The sequence below is a fragment of the Massilia timonae genome (genome assembly GCF_001866515.1).
GTDB lineage: Bacteria > Pseudomonadota > Gammaproteobacteria > Burkholderiales > Burkholderiaceae_D > Telluria > Telluria timonae.
On the sequence record NZ_JRYB01000001.1, the window covers coordinates 5,576,053 to 5,592,956 of the forward strand.

Here is a 16,904-nt window from a genome sequence, read left to right on the forward strand (position 1 = left end):
TGAATCTACGTAAGCGTACATGAGAGAACACCATGGAAATGATGCTAAAGACCGGAGCGGCGGCGCGCCGGCTTGGCGTGACACCCAAGACGTTGCAACGCTGGGATCGCTGTGGCACGTTCTCTCCATTGACGCGTAGCCCAACTGGCCTGCGCCTCTATAGCGAAACGCAGATCGCTGAGCGGATCGGATTGCAGTCACGCCCGCTTCCACACCGGATCATCGCTTACTGCAGGGTGTCGAGCGCCACGCAAAAGCCTGACTTACGCAATCAGCGCCGGGTTCTGGAAGAATTCTGCACAGCCCGTGGGTTGGCGAACGTCGAGTTCATCGAAGAGATCGGCGGCGGGCTCAATTTCAAGCGTCCCCGCTTGCTGGACCTGACCGACGCGCTCGGGCGAGGCGAGGTGCGCACCCTGGTGCTCGCGCACCGGGATCGCCTGACGCGCTTCGGGTACGAATGGTTTGAGCACATAGCGCACGAACATGGCTGCGAGCTGCTTGTACTGAATCAGGAGCGCTTGTCCCCTGAACAGGAGATAGTGCAAGACATGATGACCATCGTGCATTGCTTCTCAAGTCGATTGTACGGACTACGCAACTATCGCCGCCAGTTGGATGTTGCATTGAACAAGGACGCGCGCAATGCTGCTGTCACATCGCATCCGGCTTGAAGCCACATCCGAGCAGCGCGACTATTTCGCACGTGCGGCAGGGACCGCGCGCAAGGTCTGGAACTGGGCGCTGGCCGAGTGGCAGCGGCAAACCGCGCTGGGCCAGCGGCCAGATGCCATGAAACTCAAGAAGCAGTTCAATGGCATCAAGTATACCCACCCGGACTGGCTCGATGCCGAAAGCAAACCGTGGTTGCGAACAATCCACCGCGATGCGCATGCACAGCCTTTCGCGCATCTTCAGCGAGCTTGGCGTCGCTACGTCGAGCAACAGCAAGCCGGCAAGAAAGCCTATCCACCGACGTTTAAACGAAAAGGCCGCTGCCGGGATTCGTTTTATATTGCCAACGACAAGATTCGTTTTGAGGGCAAGTGCGCCGTGCTGCCAAAAATCGGCGAGGTTTTGCTGGCCGAGGTTCTGCGGCTCCCCGGCAAGATCATGGGCGCCTGCGTATCACGCGAAGCCGACCATTGGTATCTGGCCGTGCAGGTCAAACTACCGGAACAACTGGTCCGCTTGCAGCGCCAGGGCGATGGCGTGGTTGGGGTCGATCTTGGCGTGAGCGCCGCGGCCGTTCTGTCCAACGGCGAGAAGATAGCGGCCCCACGGCCGCTACGCGCAAGCCAGCGGCGCCTGCGCATCCGCTCGCGCCGCCACGCGCGCAAGCTGAAGGCTGAGAAGGCCAGTGCCGGGATCACGGGCACGATCCCGAAAGGTGTGCGCCTGCCGGTGTCGCGCAACCGAAAAAAAGATGCCCATGCACTGGCGCGCCTGCATGCGCACATCACCCACGTACGCACCGATTTCATCCATAAGCTCACGACTCGACTGTGCCGCGAAAACCAAGCGATAGCGATCGAGGACTTGAACGTGAGCGGCATGCTGGCCAACCATCGGCTGGCGCGTGCGATCGCCGACGTTGGGTTTTACGAGATCCGGCGTCAGCTCCAGTACAAGGCACAACGCTACAACACGTTATTGGTGCTGGCGGATCGCTGGTATCCGTCCAGCAAATTGTGCTCGATATGCGGCGCGCACTACACCGGGTTGAAACTCGGTGAGCGTCACTGGACTTGCATCTGCGGCGCCCGTCACGACCGTGACGTGAACGCCGCAATCAATCTGCAACGGCTCGCCACCGGCGCCCTTGTGGCGAGAACGGCGCTACCCGAGGCGAGTCATGCGGCAACGTATGGCACTGCCGCTGGATTGGTTCCGGCGGCAGGCGGGAAAGTCACGCCTGTCAGGTACGAGTACGGTCAACAGGACGGCTCGGGGCAGGAAGAGAACGGTGTACACTTGTGTGCACCTTTTCGATAGCAGACCGCGATGACCAATGCTTTCCCTCCGAACCAGCAGTTCCTGCTCGCCGCCCGCCCGGTCGGGCTGCCCAGGCGCGAAGACTGGCAGTTCCACGAACAGGCCGTGCTTGACCCGGGCGAAGGCGAGGTCGTGGTCAAGGTCCTGTACCTGTCGCTCGACCCCGCCATGCGCGGCTGGATGAACGAAGGCAAATCGTATATCCGTCCGGTGGCGATCGGCGAAGTCATGCGCGCCGGCGGCGTCGGCGTGGTGGTAGCATCGCGCTCGGCCCGCTTCAAGGTGGGCGATTACGTGATGGGCGGTACCGGCGTGCAGCGCTACTGGTCCGGCCCGGCCGACGACAAGACCGCCAACCTGGCCAGGATCGATCCGCACGTGGGACCCCTGACGGCCTGGCTGAACCTGCTGGGCATGCCCGGCATGACGGCGTACTTCGGCCTGCGCGAAGTCGGCCAGGCCAAGGCCGGCGAGACGGTGGTGGTGTCGGGCGCGGCCGGCGCGGTCGGCATGACCGTGGGCCAGGTTGCGAAGCAGATGGGCTGCCGCGTGGTCGGCATCGCCGGCGGGTTTGATAAATGCGCCTTCGTCGTCGACCGCCTCGGCTTCGACGCCTGCATCGACTACAAGGCCGGCCAGGTCGGCGCCGCGCTCAAGCAGCATTGCCCGCAGGGCGTCGACGTCTATTTCGACAATGTCGGCGGCGACATCCTCGACACCGTCCTCACCCGCATCAACATGAAGGCGCGCATCGTGATCTGCGGCGCGATCTCGCAGTACAACGTGACGGAGCCGGTCAAGGGTCCGGCCAACTACCTGGCGCTGCTGGTCAACCGCGCGCGCATGGAAGGCATGATCGTGTTCGACTACGCGGCGCGCTATCCCGAGGCCGTGGCCCAGCTCGGCGAATGGCTCAAGACGGGCGCGATCCAGAGCCATGAACACGTGGTCGATGGCTTCGAGCAGTTCCCGCAAGCGCTCCTGATGCTGTTCGAAGGCCGCAACCTCGGCAAGCTGGTGCTGAAAGTGGCGGACGCCTAGCTTCGAACTTTGTTGCCGGTTTCATGGTCGTACAGGTCCGGGCGCTCAGCCCTTCCTCCATGGAGCCGGCCATGCTGTCACCTTTCGAAAGTTTCTTCGCCAACCCGGCGCTGCAGGACCAGTTCGGCACGCAGGCGGGCACGCCGCTGAATACGCAACTGGCCGCGCAGCTGGGCGCGCAGGCAAGCCTGCTGGCCACGCTGTCGCAGCGCAGCCATGAAATGCTGGCGCGCCTGACCGACCTGAACCTGCAGATGGCGCGCCACTTCGTCGAGACCGCGCTCGACACCGGCCGCCAGCTCGCCGCCTGCACCGATCCCCTGCAACTCGCCCCCACCGCGATGCGCGGCTGGCAGCCGCTGGGCGAACACGTGCGCGCGTGGCAGCAGGGCCTGATGGGCGTGATGGCCGAGGCCCAGACCGGCCTCGGCCACGCGGCCGCGCTGGCCCCGGCGCCCGCGAAACGCGCCGCCTGAGCGGGCCGGCACGCCGTATGGCGACGGGGCGGAACTAACGCTCACCACGTTTCTCTAAACGCACGAGCGCAGCCTGAGATGGCTCCAAGTGCGTTCATGCATAACGTACGGCCTCTACAACTGACAGCCCCACGGGCACAAGGAGATCGACATGGCGACCAGCAAGGAGAACGGAGGAAAGAGCAGCAGCAGTCAGGGCAGTGCCCAGAAGAGCGGGCCGCCCGCCAAGCGCGGCTTCGCGGCGATGGACCAGAACCAGCAGCGCGAGATCGCCAGCAAGGGGGGCCAGGCGGCCCACCAGAAAGGCACGGCGCACGAATTCGATTCCGAAGAAGCGCGCCGCGCCGGCCAGAAGGGCGGCGAGGCCGTGAGCCGCAACCGGGCCCATATGGCCGACATCGGCCGCAAGGGCGGCGAAAGCCGGCAATCGGCCCAGCGCGCGGCGGCCGCCGCGGCGGCCGCGGCTGCCGCGTCGCAAAAGGGCAATCGCCAGGGAGAAGAAAGCTAGCGCGGCTGGCAGTCGACTACGGGGCGGTCCCGGCGCGGCCCAAGCGACGGGCCTGCCCCTGTGGTACATTGCCGGGCTTATGCCTACCCTGAAATACCTGACCGCCTACCCGGACACCCTGCAAGCCCAGGTCAGCGGGCTGATCGAACAGAACCGCCTTGGCGACACCTTGCGCAGGCGCTATCCCGAGCCGCACGGCATCCGCACCGACCGCGCCCTGTACGACTATGTGCAAGATCTCAAGGACGATTACCTGCGCCAGGCCGCGCCGGTCTCGAAAGTCGCTTTCGACAGCAAGATCCAGGTGATCCAGCACGCGCTGGGCCTGCACACCGCCATTTCGCGGGTCCAGGGTTCGCGCCTGAAGGCCAAGCACGAGATCCGCATCGCCAGCCTGTTCCGCGACGCGCCGCTGCCTTTCCTGCGCATGATCGCCGTGCACGAACTGGCGCACCTGAAAGAAAAAGAACACGACAAGGCGTTCTACAAATTGTGCTGCTGGATGGAGCCGGACTACCACCAGCTCGAGTTCGACGTGCGCCTGTACCTGACCTGGCTCGACCTGTCCGGCGAGCGCTTGTGGAGCGGCGACTAGCTCGACTGCGCTGGCGACACCGGCGGCTGCCGCAGCGGCGACCTCTGCGCGCCATCCGGCTGCGCGGCGCAACTGCGCGTGCAGCGCTGGAGCGCCGTGTCGCAGGCGCCAAGGCGCGCCATCCGGCGCCCGTTGTCGCCGGCGGCATCGAGCGCGCGGGTCGCCTGGCCCGGCACCGCGCCCTGAGCGGTGCGCGCCAACGGGTTGCGGTAGTCCGCAGTCGACCCGGTCAGCCGCTGCTCCAGCGGCAACGCCTGGGCGCTGGCGCGGCATTCGCGCTGCTCGGAGGCGCACATCGAGGTGCAGAACGCCTCGTCCGCGGCCAGCGCCGGTGTCGCCGCGGATGCGGTCACGACCAGGGTTGCGAGGATGATCGATAGACGTTTCATACCAACCTTCAGGAAAGCGTGGCGACATGCCATCCTGTCATCGTAGCTCGTTTTTAGACAGCATGCATTCCTGATGACCCCAGCGAACGCAGCCGATCGCCATCGTTGCCTTGCAACAACGAACGTTTCGTCCAAGCACATTTCTAACCGCCGGTCACTCGACTTCGCGAACCGGCTCCGATACAGTCATCACACTCGGAAATGCCGCATCCCGAGGCCTTCCCCCGCCTCCGGTCACTCATATCACATGGTTCAGCAACATACCAAGCGCCTGTCCGCCGCGTTCGCTACGTGCGCGCTCGCTTTCCTGTCCTCCCCTGCCTGCGGCGCCGACGCGCCGGGCGAGCCGGCCGCGCCCGTATGGAGGCTGTCCGGCTTCGGCACGCTGGGCGCGGTGTATTCAAACTCGCGCAGCGCCGACTTCACCGCCTCGGTGCTGCGCGCCCATGGCGCCGGTCATACGCGGGCCTGGAGTCCGGACGTCGACAGCCGCCTCGGCGCCCAGCTCGACGTCAATCGTGGCGCCTGGTCGGGCGTGCTGCAGGTGATCAGCGAGCAGCGGCTGGACGGCAGCTATACGCCCCAGCTCGAATGGGCGAATGTGAAATACCAGCTCACGCCCGACCTGGCCGTGCGCGCCGGCCGCATCGCCCTGCCCGTCTTCCTCGGCGCCGAGTCGCGCAAGGTCGGCTACACGATCCCCTGGGTGCGCACCCCGGTCGAAGTCTACGGCTCCCTGCCGATCTCCAGCAGCGACGGCCTCGACGCCACCTGGCGCTGGAGCACCGGCCCGGTGCTGCACGCCACCCAGGTATTCGCCGGCCGCACCGGCCATGACCTGCGCAATGGGCTGCGCATCAAGGCCGAGGACATCGTCGGCCTGTCGCACAGCATCGAACGCGGCGCCCTCAGCGCGCGCCTGTCGGCCGCCAGCGGGCGCCTGAACACCGCCATCGGAGAAGACCTGTTCGCGGTGCTGCGCGGCTTCGGGCCGGCCGGCGACGCGCTGGCCGACCGCTACGAGATCAGGAACAAGCGCGTCTCCATGGTCAGCATCGGCATGAGCGTCGATCCGGGCGCCTGGTTCGTGACGGCCGAGTGCGGGCGCACCCGCACCGATTCGCTGCTGGGCGGCGGCACCTCGATGTATGTCGGCGCGGGCCTGCGCCGCGGGACGCTGACGCCCTACGCCGGTTACGCCCAGGTGCGCGCCGACGTCCCGACCCGCGACCCCGGCCTGCCGCTGGATGGCCTGCCGCCTTCACTGGCCGCCGCAGCCGACCAGATCAACGCCGGCCTGAACGGCTTCCTGGCGACGATCCCGGTGCAGTCCACCTGGAGCGCCGGCCTGCGCTGGGATGCGGCGACCAATATCGCGCTCAAGCTGCAGCTCGACCGGGTGCGTCCGCGCGAAGGCTCGCGCGGCACCCTGATCAACAACCAGCCCGACCTGCGTCCCGACCGCGCGCTGCACGTCGGCAGCGTGGCCATGGACTTCGTGTTCTGATGCGCGCGCTTTCCCGCTCCCTGCCGTCCTGGCGGCGCCTGCCCGCCACCCTCGGCCTCGTCCTCGGCCTGGCCTGCGCCAACGCGTCGGCCGAACTGGTCGTGGTGGTCTCCAGCCGCAGCCAGGTGGCGGCCATCAATGCCGACCAGGTGGCCGCGATCTTCCTCGGCCATGCCAGCCGCTTCCCGGACGGCACCCAGGCGGTCGCCGTCGACCAGCAGCTGGGCGCGTCGCAGCGCGACAGCTTCTACCGCGAACTCACCGGCAAGACGCCGGCCCTGCTCAAGGCGCACTGGTCGAAGATGGTGTTCACCGGCCGCGGCCAGCCCCCGCGCGAAGCCACCGGCGACGCCGGCGTGCGCCGCCTGGTGGCCGAGAATCCGGCGATGATCGGCTATATCGGGCGCGATGCGCTCGACGCCTCGGTGCGCGCCGTGCTGGTGCTGCCGTGAGGTTGCGATGAACACGCTCGCCTCCACCACGCCGGCCGCGCCGGCTGCATCTGCCGCTCCGCGCGCGCAGGCGCGGCGCGGCGCGCCCGCGCGCTGGCTCGCCCTCGCGCTCGAGACCCACATCTCGCTGCCGCTGTTCGCCCTGTGCCTGCTCGGCGCCATGTGGTTCGGCACCCTGCACGTGATCGAGGCCGAGCGCCGCGCCGCCGCCGCCGCCGCGCGCGACGCCACCCACGAGCTGCTCGACACCTACGAGGCGCAGATGGCGCGCAGCCTGAGCAATATCGACCAGACCCTGCGCGTGCTGAAATACGCGGTCGAGCAGAACGGCCCGGCCGGCGCGCTGCCGGCGCTGGCGGCCAAGGGCCTGCTGCCGCCCGGCCTGGTGTTCCAGGTCGAGATCACCGACAGCCACGGGCGCGTGGTGGCCAGCAATCCGGTCGTCGGACCGCACGACCTGGCCGGCGCCAGCTACTTCGAATTCCACCGCCACAACCGGCACGACCAGCCCTATGTGAGCCAGGCCATCACCCATCCCGGCGCCGCCGAGCCGCACCTGCATTTCACGCGCCGCATCGACGACGCCGCCGGCCGCTTCGCCGGCGTGGCCGTGGTCGCGGTCGACCCGGCCTATTTCACCAGCTCGTACGAACGCTCGCGCCAGGGCGAACGCGGCCTGCTCGGCCTGGTCGGCAACGATGGCGTGGTGCGCGCGCTGCGCGTCGGCGAACAGGTCTCCTGGGGCCAGTCCTATTCTCACGGCCCCACCGACATGGTCGGCCTGCGCGCCAGCCGCATCGATGGCGAGACGCGCTACACCAGCAGCCGGCCGCTGGGCGGCTTTCCGCTGCTGGCGGTGGCCGGCCTGTCGGAAAGCGAACAGATGGCGCGCTTTCGCCAGCAGCGGCGCGCCTGGCTGCTGGGCGCCGGCGCCGGCAGCGCCCTGCTGGTGGCCGTGGTGATCCTGGTCAGCGCCTGGTCCTGGCAGCTGGCCAAGGCGCGCCGGCGCGAGCGCCAGGCCCACGAAACCTATGCCGCCGCGTCCGAGGCCAGCCCGGACGCCTTCTTCGTCCTGCGCAGCATCATGGATCCGCGCGGACGCGTGGCCGACTTCACCATCGTCACCACCAACAGCCGCGCCGAGCAGCTCACCGGCCTCGGCAAGGAGCAACTCGCCGGCCAGCGCATGTCGGTGATGCTGCCCGGGGCCTTCAGCGCCGGCATCTTCGTCGACCTGGCCGCGGTGGCGCTGAGCGGCGTCACGCACGAAACCGAATGGCTGGCGCGCGCGCTGCCGCAAGGAGAGCGCTGGCTGTACCGCCAGGCGGTCGCGGTCGAGGGCGGCGTGGTGGTGATCGTGCGCGACATCACCGAACGCAAGCTGGCCGAGGGACGCATCCGCCACCTGGCCCACCATGACGACCTGACCGGCCTGCCCAACCGCAGCCTGCTGCGCGAGCGCCTGGACCAGGCGATCGGCGCCGCCGCCAGCGACGGCGGCGCGGTGGGCCTGGCCTTCATCGACCTCGACGGCTTCAAGCTGGTCAACGACGCCCTCGGCCACAACGCCGGCGACGCCCTGCTGAAGGTGGTCGGCGCGCGCATGGCGCGCTGCCTGGGCGCGGGCGACACGCTGGCGCGCTTCGGCGGCGACGAGTTCGTGATCCTGCTGCCGGCCCTGGCGGGCGAGCCGGCGTCCATCGCGCCGCTGCTGGAACGGGTGCGCCAGGCGGTCACCGAGCCGGTGCTGGTCGAGGGCCAGGAAGTGCAGGTCAGCTGCAGCATCGGCGTGACCTTCTATCCGCGCGACGGCGCCGACGCCAACGCCCTCATGATGCACGCCGACGTCGCCATGTACCGCGCCAAGGAGCTGGGCAACGACAACGTCCAGTTCTACGCCAGCGAGATGAACGCCAGCATCGACGAGAAGCTGGTGCTGCTGGAAGGCTTGCGCGACGCGCTCGACACCTGCGCCGACGATCACGCCGGCCCCTGCCAGTTCGAGCTGCTGTACCAGCCCAAGGTCGACCTGCGCACGGGACGCCTGTTCGGCGTCGAGGCGCTGATCCGCTGGCGCCATCCGGAACAGGGCCAGGTCTCGCCCGAGCGCTTCATCGGCCTGGCCGAAGAGAGCGGCCTGATCGTCCCGATCGGCGAATGGGTGCTGCGCACCGCCTGCGCCCAGAGCGTCGCCTGGCGCGCCGCCGGCCTGCCGCCGGTCAGCATGTCGGTCAACGTCTCGGCGCGCCAGTTCGAGGACAAGCGCCTGGTCGAGCGCATCGCCGACGCCCTGCGCGCGAGCGGCCTGCCGCCCGAAGGCCTCGAGGTCGAGGTGACCGAAAGCCTGATCATGCGCGACCTGGGCCGCTCGGTGGACAAGATGCGCGAGCTGAAGGCCATGGGCGTGTCGCTCTCGATCGACGATTTCGGCACCGGTTACTCGAGCCTGTCGGCGCTGAAATCGTTCCCGATCAGCCGCCTCAAGATCGACAAGTCGTTCGTGGCCGACCTGGCCGAGCGCGCCGACGACCAGGCGATCGCGCTGGCCGTGATCTCGCTCGGCCACAAACTGAACCTGCGCGTGATCGCCGAGGGCGTCGAGACCGAGCAGCAGCGCGACTTCCTGCGCGCCAACGACTGCGACGAGATGCAGGGCTATCTGTTCAGCCGCCCGCTGCCCGCGCCAGCGCTGGCGCGCCTGCTGGCCGACGGCCACGGGAGCGCGCCATGAAGCCGGTGCGCGACACCACCAGCGTCCTGCTCGGGGCCGAGCCCACGCTGCGGCGCATGCTCAACTACTGGATCGCCACCAGCTTGCTGTACCTGGCCGGGATCCTGCTGCTGGCCTGCCAGGTGGCGGCCGGCCACACGCCGCAGGCGCCGGCCCTGGCGCTGGCCAGCGCCGCCGCCGGCGGCACGCTGGTCTTCTATGCGCTGATCCGCTTCAGCGCGGCGCTGCGCCTGGCGCCCGGGATGCTGGCGATGCTGCAGTCGCTGTTCGCGATCGGCTGCGGCATGGGCTCGTATGCGATCGCGGGCCCGATGCGCGCCGCGCTGCTGTGCATGACGGTGGTGATCATCGCCTTCTGCGCCATCGCCCTGCGCCCGCGCCAGACCATGTTCCTGTCCGCCGTCGCGCTGGCCGGCATGGGCGCCGTCATGTGGTGGCTGCAGGCCGCCGACCCGCTGCGCCATCCGCCCGCGGTGGAAGCGATGAGCTTCGGCTACCTGGCGGCGGCGCTGCTGTCCACCGCCCTGCTGTCGAGCGAGATGACCAAGCTGCGCCGGCGCATGAAGCGCAAGAAGCAGGAACTCGAAAAAGCCCTGGAAACCATCCGCACCCTGGCCACGATCGACGAGCTGACCGCCCTGGCCAACCGCCGCCACATGAACGAACTCCTGAGCGCCGAGGAACGGCGCCAGCCGCCCGGCGCGCGCAGCTGCGTGGCCCTGCTCGACATCGATTTCTTCAAGCAGGTCAACGACCGCCACGGCCACGCGCTGGGCGACGCCGTGCTGCGCGAGTTCGCCAGCGCCGCGCGCAGCGCGCTGCGCGCGAACGACACGCTGGCGCGCTGGGGCGGTGAGGAATTCCTGCTGTTGCTGCCGGACGCCGCGCCGCACGACGCGCGCCAGGTGCTCGAGCGCATGGCCGACCACGTGCACGCGCTGCAGGTCGATGGGCTCGATCCGGCGCGCCGCATCAGTTTTTCGGCGGGCCTGGCCGAGCGGCGCGCCGGCGAGCCGTTCACCGACGCGATCAGCCGCGCCGACAAGGCGCTGTACCGGGCCAAGGCCGCGGGACGCGACCGGATCGAGGCGGCCTGAATTGCGCGCAAAGGACGGGCTGAAGTCGGGGTAGAATCGGGGCATGCACCCCGACCTGTCCGCCATCGCCGCCTACGTCATGCCCGAGCTGCCGCTGCGCGCCTGCGACGTCGGCTTCCTGTTCGGCACCCGCCATGGCGTGGAAGAATTCTGCCTCGCCGCCCACGACCTGTGGCAGCGCGGCATGTTCCGCGTGCTGCTGGTGTCGGGCGGCGTCACGCGCGGCGACGCCCGGCCAGAGGCCGAGGTGATCGGCGCGCGCCTGGTCGAACTGGGGATGCCACGGGCGGCCCTGGTGCTGGAAACGGCCGCCACCAATACGGGACAGAACGTGCTCCTCGGCCGCGCCGCGCTGGCCGCGCAGCTGGACCTGGCGAGCGTGCGCAGCGTGCTGGCGATCGGCAAGGCTTGCGCCATGCGGCGCTACCTGATGACGCTGGAGCGCCATTGGCCTGGCCTGGCGCTGTCGGGCTGCCCGGTCAATCATTTCGGCGTCGAGGCAGAGCGCTGGCATGAACACCCCGAGTTCCGCGCCCGCGTGCTGGCCGAGTACGACAAGATTCCCGGCTATCTCGAGCGCGGCTTCCTGAGCGAACTGGCCGGCTACGGCGCCTACCCGCGCAATCCCCTGGCCTCGGCGTCGGCCTCGACCGCCGCCTGAACGGCGGGCGCCGGCGCCGCCGCGCGCAGGCGCCGGATCAGCTCATCGGGATCGCTCTCGGCCACCATCAGGCCCTCGTGCTCGGGCCGCACGAAGCCTTCTTGCACCTGGTGGCGCACGAAGGCGCGCAGGCCGTCGTAGAAGCCGTTCACGTTCAGCAGGCCGATCGGCTTGGCATGGATGCCCAGCTGGGCCCAGGTCACCATCTCGAACAGCTCTTCCAGGGTGCCCATCCCGCCCGGCATGGCGATGAAGCCTTCCGACAGGTCCGACATCATCGCCTTGCGCTCGTGCATGTCCTTGACCACGAACAGGCGGGTCAGGCCGGCGTGGCCGACCTCGCGCTCGACCAGCGCGCGCGGGATCACGCCGGTGGCTTCGCCGCCCAGGCGCAGCACCTCGTCGGCGATCACGCCCATCAGGCCGACCTTGCCGCCGCCGTAGACCAGGGCGATATTGTGCTCGACCATGGCGCGCGCGAGGGCGCGCGCGGCGTCGGCGTAAATTGGGTTGGCGCCATGCGCGGCGCCGCAATACACGGCCAGGGTTTTCATCGTGTCAGTCTCAGAAGAAGTCGGCGCCCGGCTTGGCGTCGGCCGACAGTTTTTGGAGATAGTCGTCGGACAGCTTTTCGAACAGCACCCGGGTCTCGCCGCGCAGGTAGGGGCCGACCATCGACAGCACCTGGTAGCAGCCGCGCGCCAGCGCGTCGGCGATCGCCTGCTGCTCGCTGTACTTGCGCGGATTGCGCACGTACTCGAACGACAGCCAGTAGGTCGCCACCACCACCATATTGGTCGCCATCGCGCCGATCTGCTGGTCGGACGCCTCGAGCGAGCCTTCGCTGCGCAGGTCTTCGCACAGCTGGCGCGCGACCTTGATCTTGTGGGCGTGGATGGCCTTGAAGTGCAGTTCGAGCTTGCGGTTGCGCGACAGCAGGTCGTTCAGGTCGCGGTAGAAGAAGCGGTAGCGCCAGATCAGCTTGAACATATGGTGCAGGTACAGCCACACGTCTTCCATGTTCGAGCGACGCCCGGCCGGCACCGCGAGCACGCGCTCGATCTCCGCTTCGAACTGGACGAAGATCGAATTGACGATGTCGTCCTTGTTGCGGAAATGGTAATACAGATTGCCGGGCGAGATATTCATCTCCTCGGCAATGACGGTCGTCGTGATATTGGGCTCGCCGAACTCGTTGAACAGCTTGAGCGAGAGCTCGAGGATGCGTTCACGGGTGCGGCGCGGGGCTTTTTGTTGCATGTAGGCCGGAGTTAATAGTGCATTCCCGCAAGGATAACATCGAACGGTCGTTCGATGAATCTTTCGATCGGCCCGATCGCCTCGCCCCGTTCAGGCGGCGCCGCGCTGGCTCTGCAGGCGGAAGGCCTCGTCGATCCGTTCGCGCAGGGTGCGCGCGCCCAGCGGCTTGACGTAGTGGTCGTCGGCCACGCCGCTGGCGATCGCCGCCTCGATCTCGGTGAGGTCGGGCTGGCCGGACAGCATCAGGCGCACGGTCTTGGGATAACGCTCGGCGGCGCGCGCCAGCACTTCGGTGCCGCGCATGCCGGGCATGGCCTGGTCGCACAGGATCACCTCGACCGCTTCGTGGTCGAGCACCTCGAGCGCTTCTTCGCCCGAACAGGCGCTCAGCACGCGGTAGGGCTGGCCGGCCAGCATGTCGTTCAGCACGCCCAGCATGAAGCGGTCGTCGTCGACCAGCAGCAGCGTGCGCTCCGCCGGCGCGGCGCCGGGCTTGGGCGCGGGCGCGGACTGGGCCGCCGCCGCGGGCTGCGATGTGGGCTGCGATGTGGGCTGCGATGCGGGCTGCAATGCGGGCGCGCTCGCGGCGGCCGGCGCGGCAGCCAGGAAGGCTTCGAGCTCGGCGACGAAGCTCTCCGGTTCGATCGGCTTGCTGATGTAGCCGTCGAAGCCGGCGGCCAGCACCTTTTCGCGGTCGCCCGCCATCGCCAGCGCGGTCACGGCCAGGATCGGCACGCCGGACAGCGAAGGCTCGGTCTTGAGCGCGGCGAGCACGGCGAAGCCATCCATGCCGGGCAGGTTGACATCGCAGGCGATCAGGTCGGGGCGCTCGCTGCGCGCGGCGGCCACGCCACGCGGGCCGTCGGCGGCGGAAAGCGGCGTGTGTCCATAGGCGCCGAGCAGGAACGACATCAGCTCGATATTCGCTGGGTTGTCTTCGATGATGAGGATACGGGCCACGATGGCGCTCCGGGAATGCGATGTTGCGATCACTTTACCACGCGGCGACGACGCCGTGAGCCAGTCGTGAGCCAGCTAAGGGATGCCATGCCGATGGTGCGTCGCGGCAGGCGCCACGCGGTCGCTGCGCAAGGCCTCGATTTCGCGCATGACCATGGCCAGCACGCGCGGGTTGCGGCCGAGCGCCACGTGGCCCACGCCACCCAGCGCCAGGTTGCGCGCGCCCGGCAGTTCGCTCGAGGCCTGCGGCGCGATGATGTTGTCGTGGTGGCTGTAGATCGAGACGATCCGCGCGCGCACCTCGGGCGCTTCGCCAGCCGCGAGCGCGGCGAGCCACGCGCATTCGGGCCCGGCCACGCCCATGCGCCGCATCTGGCCCGCATTGATGCCCAGGCCAAAGGCGGCCAGGCAGGTGCCGTGGTGCGGCGTGCCGATCGTGACCAGGCGCGCCACCCGCTGCGCGCCATGGGTGCGCATCCAGGCGCGCGCCGCCAGCCCGCCCATGCTGTGCGCGACCACGACCAGTTGCGCCGCGCCGGCCTGCGCGCACAGCCGCTGCGCCGCCTCTTCGATGCGCGCGGCATAGCCGTCGATGTCGCCGGTCAGCGGCTCCAGGTCGAGCGTGGTGTGGCTGATGCGCGCCGCATCCAGCAGCGGCGCCAGATGGTCCCAGTAGCCGCTGTTGCAGCCGTAGCCGTGCACCAGCAGCACCGGCGGCGCCGCACCGCCGGGATGGATGCGGGTGTACGCCCGCGCGCGCGGCATGTGCCAGGAGGTCATCAGCATGCTGGTGCTGAACTCTTCCCAAAACATGCGCAAGGCGGCGCCCGGCGCGACCCTGAACGCGGGCGGCGTCGGGCTGGCGGCGCGCGCCGCCAGCAGGAAGTTGTTGGCATTGATCAGCAGGCGCACCAGCGCCACGCTGCCCAGCCCCAGCGCGGCGGCCTGCCAGCCGCCAAGCCCGAGCCAACGCATGCCGGCCGCGCCGATGGCGAGCGCCGCCAGCGCCTGCGCCAGCAGGATCAGCCGCAGCAGGGTGCGCGAGCTCATGCCAGCGCCGCCGCCGGGCGGCCCGTCAGGCTGGCCGCCAGGCCGCTCGCCAGGCGCGCCGTGATGGCGTAGATGGTCAGTTGCGGATTGGCGCCGAGCGAGGTCGGGAACAGCGAGCCGTCGTGCACCGACACGTTCGTCAATCCACGGTAACGGCCGGCGGGATCGACCGCGCCGCGGCGCTCGTCGCCGCTCATGGCGCAGCCGCCCATCGCATGGGCCGAGACCACGCGCGTGACGTGGGCGCGCTGCGGCAGGGCCGCGATCTCGCGCCGCGCCTCGGCCCAGGAACGGTAGCGCTGGGCCTTCTCGTGCGCCGGCTGCACGGCGCGGGCGCCGGCCGCGAACTGGATCTCGGCCATCGACAACAGCGCGCGGCGCGCGCCATCCCACAGGTAGTCGTTCAAGCCGTAATCGAGCTCGCCGCTGCCGTCCGCGCGCAGGCGCACCACGCCGCCCGGCGACTCGTCATGGAAGCCGTCGCGCAGCAGCGCCAGCATGCCTCCCAGGTGGGCGAAGTCGCGCATCGTCGCCGCGTGCTGCTCGCCGAAACCGCTCATCATGGTGGCCACCAGCAGCGGGTGCAACGGCGGCGTCTCGAGCTTGTAGCCGATCGGGCCGTCGATCGGGCCCTGCGACAGGAAGTGGTCGGAGTACACGCTCTGCGGCGCCCCGGCCCAGCCCTCGACCCGCTTCTCGTGGAAGGCGGCCGAGATCAAGGTCGGGTGCAGGAAGGTGCGCTTGCCCAGCTGGCCGCTGGGATCGGGCGCCTGCGAGCGCAGCAGCAGCGCCGGGGTGTTGATGGCGCCGCCCGCGACCACGAAGTGGCGCGCGCGCAGGCGCAGCTGGCGCCCGTTCGGCAGCACGCCGTCCGCGCCGAGCGCGGCGCAGACCAGTTCCTCGGCCTGCTCGCCGCGCAGGCGCAGGCGCTCGGCGCGGGCGCGCGTGACCAGGGTGGCGCCGTGGTCGAGCGCCGCCGGGATGCTGGTGACCAGCATCGACTGCTTGGCATTGGTCGGACAGCCCATGCCGCAGTAGCCCAGGTTCCAGCAGCCCTGCACGTTGCGGCGGATGGCGGCGCTCGCAATCCCGAGCTTTGCCGCGCCGCGGCGCAGGATGTCGTTGTTCTCGTTCGGACCGACCAGCCAGTCGACCACGCCGGTGCGGCGCTCGGCCATGGCGAACCATGGCGCCAGCTCGTCCGGCGTGGCGTGGTCCAGGGCGTAGTGGCGGCGCCACCAGGCCAGGGTCGGTTCGGGCGTGCGAAAGCTCGAGGTCCAGTTGACCGTGGTCGAGCCGCCGACGGCGCGGCCCTGCAGGATGTTGATGGCCTTGTCGGCCGTCTTGCGCGCAGCCGATTCCTGGTACAGGTCGGGATAGGCGTCGGCTTCGCGCATCCGGAAATCGCGCGAGGATTTGAGGGGCCCCTCTTCCACCACGATCACCGACAGGCCCGATCTGGCCAGGATCTCGGCGCTGATGGCGCCGCCGGCGCCGCTGCCGACGATGACCACGTCGGCTTCCAGCGTGCGGTCGTGCTCGAGCGTCGAGGCGTCGAGCGTGCGCCAGCCGCGCTTGACGCCAGCCTCGATCGGGTCGGGAATGCGCGCCGTCATGCCGGCACCCCTGGCGGACCGGGATAGCCGATGGCGTCCCAGCTGGCCGGCTGGGCGTACCAGGCGCCCAGCACCAGGTCGTGCAGCGCGCCGTAGGCGCTGCGCATCATGCCAAGGCGGTGCACGCGCCAGTCTTGCAGGAAGGCGCTGACATGGGCAATGTCGGCGCTCTCCCAGCCGGTCGGCACGCCGGTGAGCAGGCGCCGCGCCGGGCGCAGGGCCAGCAAGCCGAACAAATCCTGCACTTCTTCTTGCGTGGCTTGCGGCAGGCCGCGGATGGCGGCTTCGACGGCGTCGATGGCGCGCGTCAGCTGCTGCGCGCGGCGGCCGGGATCGTGGGCCAGCGCGCCGTCGAGGATGGCCGGCGCGATCGCGTGCAGCGCGGCGCGCGCCTCGCCGTCGAGGGCGAAGCGGTGCGCTGCCGGTGTGTGCGTGGCGCGGTACCAGGCGCCGCCGGCGCCCAGCGCCAGCGCGGCCAGGCCACCCACGGCCAGGAAGGTCCTGCGAGAGGTGCGGGGGAGATTCGCCATGGCCCTAGTGTACGACATGCGCCGGACGGGGACCGG

Annotated in this window: 18 protein-coding genes; 11 read left to right on the forward strand and 7 right to left on the reverse strand. The window is 69.3% G+C overall.

The window, feature by feature from the left end; translation table 11 throughout:
• Positions 1-32 precede the first annotated feature (32 nt).
• The 6 genes from LO55_RS26100 to LO55_RS23775 all read left to right on the forward strand — a co-directional run bounded on the left by LO55_RS26100 (position 33) and on the right by LO55_RS23775 (position 4,615).
• Positions 33-674 carry an IS607 family transposase gene (locus LO55_RS26100; protein WP_083415540.1) on the forward strand — a complete coding sequence of 214 codons (642 nt, stop codon included), beginning with the start codon at positions 33-35 and terminating at the stop codon, positions 672-674.
• A complete protein-coding gene (locus LO55_RS23755) occupies positions 646-1,995 on the forward strand; it encodes an RNA-guided endonuclease InsQ/TnpB family protein (RefSeq protein WP_071363362.1) in 1,350 nt (449 codons plus the stop codon). Before LO55_RS26100 ends, LO55_RS23755 begins: the two co-directional genes overlap by 29 nt.
• A 9-nt stretch (positions 1,996-2,004) precedes the next feature.
• A complete protein-coding gene (locus tag LO55_RS23760) occupies positions 2,005-3,036 on the forward strand; it encodes an NADP-dependent oxidoreductase (RefSeq protein WP_071363363.1) in 1,032 nt (343 codons plus the stop codon).
• Positions 3,037-3,107: 71 nt separating this feature from the next.
• Entirely contained in the window at positions 3,108-3,512 is a 405-nt protein-coding gene (locus LO55_RS23765) for a phasin family protein (RefSeq protein WP_005669506.1), read from the forward strand.
• Positions 3,513-3,663: 151 nt separating this feature from the next.
• Positions 3,664-4,020 carry a KGG domain-containing protein gene (locus LO55_RS23770; protein WP_218145995.1) on the forward strand — a complete coding sequence of 119 codons (357 nt, stop codon included), beginning with the start codon at positions 3,664-3,666 and terminating at the stop codon, positions 4,018-4,020.
• Positions 4,021-4,099: 79 nt separating this feature from the next.
• Positions 4,100-4,615, forward strand: a complete 516-nt coding sequence (locus LO55_RS23775; protein WP_005669502.1) for a M48 family metallopeptidase — start codon at positions 4,100-4,102, stop codon at positions 4,613-4,615.
• Here LO55_RS23775 and LO55_RS23780 read toward each other — a convergent pair.
• Positions 4,612-5,004: a hypothetical protein gene (locus tag LO55_RS23780; protein WP_071363364.1), complete on the reverse strand. Its 393-nt coding sequence runs from the start codon at positions 5,002-5,004 to the stop codon at positions 4,612-4,614. The genes LO55_RS23775 and LO55_RS23780 overlap by 4 nt on opposite strands.
• 247 nt (positions 5,005-5,251) lie before the next feature.
• On the opposite strand from LO55_RS23780, the gene LO55_RS23785 reads away from it, so the two are divergent.
• Genes LO55_RS23785 through LO55_RS23805 form a run of 5 tightly spaced genes read left to right on the forward strand, consistent with a single transcriptional unit; the run spans position 5,252 to position 11,452 of the window.
• Positions 5,252-6,511, forward strand: a complete 1,260-nt coding sequence (locus LO55_RS23785) for a hypothetical protein (RefSeq protein WP_071363365.1) — start codon at positions 5,252-5,254, stop codon at positions 6,509-6,511.
• A complete protein-coding gene (locus LO55_RS23790; protein WP_071363366.1) occupies positions 6,511-6,963 on the forward strand; it encodes a phosphate ABC transporter substrate-binding protein in 453 nt (150 codons plus the stop codon). Before LO55_RS23785 ends, LO55_RS23790 begins: the two co-directional genes overlap by 1 nt.
• A gap of 7 nt (positions 6,964-6,970) precedes the next feature.
• Complete coding sequence (locus tag LO55_RS23795; RefSeq protein WP_071363367.1) at positions 6,971-9,694, forward strand: bifunctional diguanylate cyclase/phosphodiesterase; 2,724 nt, start codon at positions 6,971-6,973, stop codon at positions 9,692-9,694.
• Positions 9,691-10,791, forward strand: a complete 1,101-nt coding sequence (locus LO55_RS23800) for a diguanylate cyclase (RefSeq protein WP_071363368.1) — start codon at positions 9,691-9,693, stop codon at positions 10,789-10,791. The genes LO55_RS23795 and LO55_RS23800 overlap by 4 nt, the downstream gene beginning before the upstream one ends.
• Before the next feature lie 43 nt (positions 10,792-10,834).
• The gene (locus tag LO55_RS23805) at positions 10,835-11,452 is read left to right on the forward strand and encodes a YdcF family protein (RefSeq protein ID WP_071363369.1); all 618 of its coding nucleotides are present in this window, start codon (positions 10,835-10,837) and stop codon (positions 11,450-11,452) included.
• On the opposite strand, the gene LO55_RS23810 is transcribed toward LO55_RS23805, so the two are convergent.
• The 6 genes from LO55_RS23810 to LO55_RS23835 form a co-directional block, all read right to left on the reverse strand.
• On the reverse strand, positions 11,404-12,006 hold the full coding sequence (locus LO55_RS23810) for an LOG family protein (RefSeq protein WP_071363370.1): 603 nt from the start codon (positions 12,004-12,006) through the stop codon (positions 11,404-11,406). The two genes, LO55_RS23805 and LO55_RS23810, sit on opposite strands and share 49 nt — an antisense overlap.
• 10 nt (positions 12,007-12,016) lie before the next feature.
• Positions 12,017-12,712, reverse strand: a complete 696-nt coding sequence (locus tag LO55_RS23815; RefSeq protein WP_005669491.1) for a TetR/AcrR family transcriptional regulator — start codon at positions 12,710-12,712, stop codon at positions 12,017-12,019.
• Positions 12,713-12,802: 90 nt separating this feature from the next.
• Positions 12,803-13,672, reverse strand: a complete 870-nt coding sequence (locus tag LO55_RS23820; RefSeq protein ID WP_071363371.1) for a response regulator — start codon at positions 13,670-13,672, stop codon at positions 12,803-12,805.
• A gap of 75 nt (positions 13,673-13,747) precedes the next feature.
• Positions 13,748-14,722, reverse strand: a complete 975-nt coding sequence (locus tag LO55_RS23825; RefSeq protein WP_071363372.1) for an esterase/lipase family protein — start codon at positions 14,720-14,722, stop codon at positions 13,748-13,750.
• Complete coding sequence (locus LO55_RS23830) at positions 14,719-16,338, reverse strand: GMC family oxidoreductase (protein ID WP_071363373.1); 1,620 nt, start codon at positions 16,336-16,338, stop codon at positions 14,719-14,721. Before LO55_RS23830 ends, LO55_RS23825 begins: the two co-directional genes overlap by 4 nt.
• Entirely contained in the window at positions 16,335-16,868 is a 534-nt protein-coding gene (locus tag LO55_RS23835) for a hypothetical protein (protein WP_071363374.1), read from the reverse strand. The genes LO55_RS23830 and LO55_RS23835 overlap by 4 nt, the downstream gene beginning before the upstream one ends.
• Between the last annotated feature and the right edge of the window lie 36 nt (positions 16,869-16,904).